This window comes from Fannyhessea sp., from assembly GCF_986145555.1.
Map to the genome: position 1 here is coordinate 1 of NZ_CFRCNA010000046.1, position 4,426 is coordinate 4,426.

Genomic DNA, 4,426 nt, shown 5'->3' on the forward strand with positions numbered 1-4,426 from the left:
AGAACCAGTATCCGCTTTTGGTCTTAAACCAACCTGTTGCTAAGACTCCATTATCATCAGTATGTAACCAGTTTCCTTGGCTATCTTGTACCCAGCGGTCATACAGAAGTCCTTTTGAGTAATCAATATAAAATGGGTGATTAAGATTAGTAAGTGCTCCAAATTGTGCATACCCATTGTTATCAAAATACCACCAAGCACCATCACCTGCGCGATACCAACCAGTAACTAGACAGCCGTCTTCATTCGTGTGAAGCCAGTGCCCTTTAGTGTCCTTAACCCATCCATCGTATACAAGGCCTTGTGATTCATCAATCCAGTATGATTTTCCGTCGCCATTATCGAGATAACCCGTAGCCATTTTATGTGATTCGGGATCAAAATAGAACCATTTACCATTTGGAGTTTTAAACCAACCACTGGCATACGTACCATCGCTTAAAAGGTAACTCCACGAATTACCATCATGGATCCAACCACTATTTTGCGCTAAAGCAGTCTGCGGATTTGAAAATAGAATTGAACACCCTAGACCAAGCGTAACTGCAGCGGCAAAAATCGAAGCGTGAGGACGTGATCTGGCATGCTCAAAAGGTTTACAGGAAATCATATAGCCCTTCCTTTGACTAAATTTCTCGGATTATTTTACAAAAAATAATCCCATGATTATAAATTATGAATTAATTTATCATATTGTAACTGTGCGCTTTTAAACAAAGATAAAATTAAAAAGGACATGCGTCATTTCATAAAAGAAATGCAAAAAAAGTAAAGAAGCCTTAAAGCTATGAGCTCATACAAATTATTCGTACACAAATTGAACATTAATTATATTTTAAACGTTAGATAGCAGATTAAGGTGCAGATGATAATGACTTTAATAGAGCGATACTCACTAATCACATGTCCGAACGTACTGCCAAGTATCGTAAAATCAAAACTTTACGCGTGTTATTCATGTAAGATTACGAAGATTTTTCCATATTTCAATCTTTTTCGCAAAAAAGGCTTGCACTTTTTACAATTATTCGTCATCATTATCAACGCACTACTTGATGGTGGGTGTAGCTCAGTTGGCAGAGCGCCGGACCGTGGCTCCGGAGGTCGAGGGTTCGAGCCCCTCTACCCACCCCATTTTGTATGTGGGTCGTTAGCTCAGTTGGTAGAGCAGGGGACTCTTAATCCCAAGGTCGAGGGTTCGACCCCCTCACGACCCACCATTTTTTGATTTATTTAATCATATAAAGATAAACCTCAAAAGTATTTCGATTTGATTATTCTAATTGTCTATTCTTATGTGCTGCATATCAAAAATTGTGTGTTCTTAAGATGCGAGAATACCGGCAACACAAAAAGCGGATGTAACAATACCTCAAAAAAAGCCCTTCTTCTGAGAAGGGCTTTACATCATAGACAGTTATAAGCAACACAGAGATAATATTACTTTTTGGAAGAGCCACCAAGATAAGCTCTGCGAACATCGTCGTCATGCAACAGCTCTTGTCCTGTACCAGTTTTGGTAAGCGTACCTGTTTCTAAAACATAGCCACGATCAGCAATTGAAAGCGCCATTGAAGCGTTTTGTTCTACCAATAAAATAGTAGTCCCCTGCTCGTTAAGCTCTTTGATGATCGAAAAAATTTCTTTAACCAAAATAGGTGCTAAACCCATAGAGGGCTCGTCGAGCATGAGCAACCGAGGCTTACTCATTAAGGCTCTACCCATAGCAAGCATTTGTTGTTCACCACCACTCATGGTACCTGCAGATTGCTTAAGACGTTCTTTTAAACGGGGGAAATGCTCGTAAATGCGTTCGAGCGTTTGTTTATTCTGTGCGTCATTTTGCGTGTATCCACCCATCATAAGGTTTTCTTCAACACGCATATTGGTAAAAACATGGCGTCCTTCGGGGCAAAGCGCAAGACCACGGCGAACAATTTTATGTGCAGGCATCCCAACAAGGGATGTTTCCTCAAATAAAATTTCTCCAGACTGAGGCTTCAACAAACCTGCAAGCGTGTTGAGCGTTGTAGACTTACCAGCACCATTGGCACCAATTAAAGACACAATCTCACCCTCGTTAATTTCAAAACTGATACCACGAACGGCCTTAATCATTCCGTAAGACACATGTAAATCGGAAACTTTTAAAAGCGCCATTTACGCCACCTCCTGTTTACCAAGGTAGGCTTCTATAACACGTGGGTCATGCTGAATGTCCTCAGGCGTTCCCTTAGCAATAATTTTTCCGTAATCAAGCACGCCAACAGATTCGCATACACCACAAACAAGGTTCATATCGTGCTCGATAAGCAAAATTGCAATCTTAAACGTGTCGCGAATAATTTCGATATGCTCAGTAAGAGCTGCCGTTTCGGAAGGATTCATACCTGCAGCAGGCTCGTCAAGCAATAACACCTTTGGTTGCGTTGCAAGCGCACGAAGAATTTCTAAGCAACGCTGCTGTCCATACGCCAAATTTCCTGCAGAAGTATAGGCAGTTTTTTGCATATCAAACAAGCCTAAAAGCTCATATGCTTTCTCTTTAAATTCTTGCTCTTGTCTCCAGTGCTTAGGAAGACGAAAAACATCGCTCACAAGCCCTGTTGACATAGAAGAGTTAAAGCCAACCAAAATATTATCAAGTACGCTCATCTGATTAAAAAGCCTAATATTTTGAAATGTACGAGCCACACCCATTTTATTAACTTGTGTGATGGTTTTTCCGGCAGTGTCATAGCCGTCTACTAACACAGTACCGCGCGTAGGTTTATACACGTTAGTGAGCAGGTTAAAAATAGTTGTTTTACCTGCACCATTAGGACCTATTAAACCAGCAATTTCAGTTTTGCCAATGGCAATATTAAAGTTATCAACGGCAGTAAGACCACCAAAGTCGATTCCCAAATGCTCTGCTTGTAAAACAGGAATTTTTCCAAGATCACGCTCGGGCAATAAATTAGGTGACTCAACAGGTACAAGAATTGAACGTAGCCTTTTCCCTAACGAGAGCGAAGATGACGGCTTATCTTGTAACGTAGTCTTTGATTCAACGGAATTGGTAGGGTCTATACCCTCAACTTCAACTTTTGTCTTATCATTATTCATGAGCACTCACCTCTTTTTTACTCGATGCGCCACGCACTTTCAACATCAACTTACCAAGAATACGAGAGAGCGAAAAATCATAGGACCCAAAAAGGCCTTTAGGTCTAAATATCATGACTAAAATGAGAACAACAGAATATGCAATCATACGATAGTCAGAAAATCCTCGCAGTAATTCAGGCAGAACGGTAAGTGTGGTTGCAGAAAGAATAGATCCAAGCATAGAACCCATACCGCCCAAAACAACCATAACCAAGATCTCAACCGATTTCATAAATCCAAATTTTGCTGGGGCAAGAACACCAATACAACCAGCATACAAAACACCTGCAACACCTGCAAAAAAAGCTGAAAGTACAAAAGCAGTTGTTTTATACATAGTAATCGAAATTCCACTTGCTTCGGCTGCAATTTCATTGTCGCGAATCGCGTAAATTGCCCTACCCCACCTGGACTTCATGAGCGTATGAATAACAAAAATGGTGATAACAACGAGAACCGACGTATTAATGAAGTTGGTAAATGAAGGTATTCCAGTTAAACCTTTTGCACCCCCCGTGAGGGTAACATTAAAGGTGTCATCAAAATTTTGCATAATTACACGAATGATTTCGGCAAAGCCAAGCGTAATAATAGCTAAATAATCGCCTTTAAGACGAAGCGCTGGAATACCAATGATTAAGCCACACAAAGCTGCAGCAAGACCACCAATAACTACACCACCTATAAAAATAGCAACTGCAACGGGAGATAAAAGAACAAAAGCACGAGGTGCCAGGTGAAGCGCTTCTGCGCACTTCATAATAAAGATAGCGCCTGCATAGCCTCCTACCGACATAAAACCTGCGTGACCAAGTGGCAGCTGACCAAGATAGCCTGTTACCAAGTTAAGGGAAACAGCCATGATGATATAAATACCAATTTGCTCGAGAACAGAAATTTGATATCGAGAAATAAATGCAGAAGCGATCAAAAACTGGCCAAGCGCAATAACAATCACAATAAGAAGTGTGTTAACAAGATAACTCACAGGCGTTGAAAGATGAGGAGCACTATCAAATGCTTGAGCAGCTTGGGCACTATTCTTTGATGTTTTTTGAGACGAATGAAATAAACGCATGTTCTTCTCCTAAACTTTCTCATTAATCGGTTTGCCTAAAATACCTGTAGGCTTAACGACCAAAACAATAATTAGAAGCAAAAAGACAATCGCGTCTTTCCAAACAGAGAGACCACATGCAGAAACAAGAACTTCGGCAAAGCCCACAACCAAACCACCGATCACTGCACCAGGAATAGAACCAATTCCGCCTAAAAC

3 protein-coding genes, 2 tRNA genes and 2 pseudogenes are annotated in these 4,426 nt (G+C 40.7%); 2 read left to right on the forward strand and 5 right to left on the reverse strand.

From position 1 onward, the window contains the following. Positions 1-610: pseudogene (locus tag AC5GD6_RS06040) on the reverse strand (CAP domain-containing protein); the annotation flags it as partial. Positions 611-1,058: 448 nt separating this feature from the next. Between AC5GD6_RS06040 and AC5GD6_RS06045 the strand changes: the two are divergent. Both AC5GD6_RS06045 and AC5GD6_RS06050 read left to right on the forward strand, forming a co-directional pair. After that, positions 1,059-1,134 (forward strand) — tRNA-His (locus AC5GD6_RS06045). A gap of 10 nt (positions 1,135-1,144) precedes the next feature. Next, positions 1,145-1,220, forward strand: a tRNA-Lys gene (locus tag AC5GD6_RS06050). A 220-nt stretch (positions 1,221-1,440) separates the two neighbouring features. Here the strand turns inward: AC5GD6_RS06050 and AC5GD6_RS06055 are convergent. The 4 genes and pseudogenes from AC5GD6_RS06055 to AC5GD6_RS06070 all read right to left on the reverse strand — a co-directional run. Next, on the reverse strand, positions 1,441-2,160 hold the full coding sequence (locus AC5GD6_RS06055; protein WP_061102754.1) for an ABC transporter ATP-binding protein: 720 nt from the start codon (positions 2,158-2,160) through the stop codon (positions 1,441-1,443). Then, positions 2,161-3,108: an ABC transporter ATP-binding protein gene (locus AC5GD6_RS06060; protein WP_464361325.1), complete on the reverse strand. Its 948-nt coding sequence runs from the start codon at positions 3,106-3,108 to the stop codon at positions 2,161-2,163. After that, positions 3,101-4,228, reverse strand: a complete 1,128-nt coding sequence (locus tag AC5GD6_RS06065; protein WP_464361324.1) for a branched-chain amino acid ABC transporter permease — start codon at positions 4,226-4,228, stop codon at positions 3,101-3,103. The genes AC5GD6_RS06060 and AC5GD6_RS06065 overlap by 8 nt, the downstream gene beginning before the upstream one ends. Before the next feature lie 9 nt (positions 4,229-4,237). Further along, positions 4,238-4,426, reverse strand: a pseudogene (locus tag AC5GD6_RS06070) (branched-chain amino acid ABC transporter permease); the annotation flags it as partial.